The sequence below is a fragment of the Paenibacillus ottowii genome (genome assembly GCF_050516475.1).
GTDB classification, from domain to species: Bacteria; Bacillota; Bacilli; order Paenibacillales; family Paenibacillaceae; genus Paenibacillus; species Paenibacillus ottowii.
On sequence record NZ_CP191577.1, the window covers coordinates 338,161 to 339,626 of the forward strand.

At 38.2% G+C, this 1,466-nt stretch carries 1 protein-coding gene and 1 pseudogene; both read right to left on the reverse strand.

Going from position 1 to position 1,466, the window contains the following annotated elements:
- Nucleotides 1-262: 262 nt before the first annotated feature.
- Nucleotides 263-1,105: an alpha/beta fold hydrolase gene (locus tag ACQQ6X_RS01560; RefSeq protein ID WP_305167773.1), complete on the reverse strand. Its 843-nt coding sequence runs from the start codon at nucleotides 1,103-1,105 to the stop codon at nucleotides 263-265.
- A 126-nt stretch (nucleotides 1,106-1,231) separates the two neighbouring features.
- Nucleotides 1,232-1,466, reverse strand: a pseudogene (locus tag ACQQ6X_RS01565) (hypothetical protein); the annotation flags it as partial.

Here is a 1,466-nt window from a genome sequence, read left to right on the forward strand (position 1 = left end):
TTTATAATCTTGTTCCGACAATCTTGCTTTTAGAGTTTCCATAGAAGCGGATATTTTCTGTAAATTTCAGATATGTAGATGCATTCTGTTTCCTAAAAAAGAATATCCTAATATAATGTCACTAAAGATTTTTTAGCTAATATTTCACTACGAATCACTAAAAGCCCTATCCCGTAGGATAGAGCTCTACATTCATGATGACAACTTTGCATAGTTGCATTTTCTACTCTATTTACCTGATCTAATTGTTCGGCGGATTAAACTAATTTGGCATCAAAGTGTGTTTCGAAATTGAATCAATAATTAAATCCCAGTCGTCATAGTGAAGCTCATGTCCGGCACCTTCCAATGTCAGTAAAACTGCACCTTGAATTTCATTAGCAAGATGTTTTCCATGTTCATAAGAGATAATCGGATCTTCAGTACCGTGTATAATCAGTGTAGGAACGTTTATTTCCCCTGTCCTAGCCAGATAGGATTCTCCACCTGACAGCATAGCATGATTGTTCATACTAGCCATATTGTTGCTTCTTTTCCATTCTTCTTTTGCCAGTTGATAAACCTTATTTTCATCGAAGAGATGTTTTGAACCTACTAGAATTCTTGATCTACCCACCACAAAATCGACCACCGATTGTTCGTTCGTCCAATCTATTGCTCCCATATTTGAGAAATAGTCCGTAACCTTTTCCTCCATCGGTGGAAGAGCGGGAGCAAAATTGGACGTTGCTATTAGGGTAATGGTTAGAACTCTGTCTGGATGTCGCAGAGCGATCATTTGAGTCAGCATCCCGCCCATGGACATCCCTACGATATGCGCTTGTTCAATCTTATAAGCATCCAATACCCGAATAACATCATCCGCCATATCTTCGAAAGTATAGTCCGGATGACCAGGTTCGTAAGTTGTAGAACGGCCAACATCTCGGTTATCATAACGAACGACAAAACGACCTGTATCAGCCAAACGCTGGCAGAATTCTTCCTCCCACCAGATCAGTGAGGATTGAGCCCCCATAATCAGTAATATTGCTGGGTTACCTCGCTCTCCGAAACTGTCACTACAGATTTCTATTCCATCACTTTTTATAAGTAGTTCATTCATGTAAAATTCCTCCCTTCAATGATATATAACAAAGAAACACCGAATATTACCTTCATCACTTATCCTCATTAATTACTTTCCGTGCCCCTGCCTTAGACAGACAGGAGTTACCGATCTACTCGGTTGCTAGTTTAAGATATTTTGTTGCAAGAAATTTAGAAAATCTCTTTGCATAGAGCCAAGCGTAAGAATTTTTTTTATTATCCTGAACCTACTGTGCTGGCCTTTGATTTTAAATGACCATATTGCAGAAGACAGGTGTCCAGAATGGTATTTTTGTTCTTGTAAATCAGCAACTTCATATTCAACTTTTTGTACTACTTTTGAAGAAAATAGATTGAGGAAAAGAATAATAATCCTA

Bases quoted from the DNA above. Each gene is read 5' to 3' on its own strand.
- ACQQ6X_RS01560 (WP_305167773.1), bottom strand. From the start codon at position 1,105: ATGAATGAACTACTTATAAAAAGTGATGGAATAGAAATCTGTAGTGAC.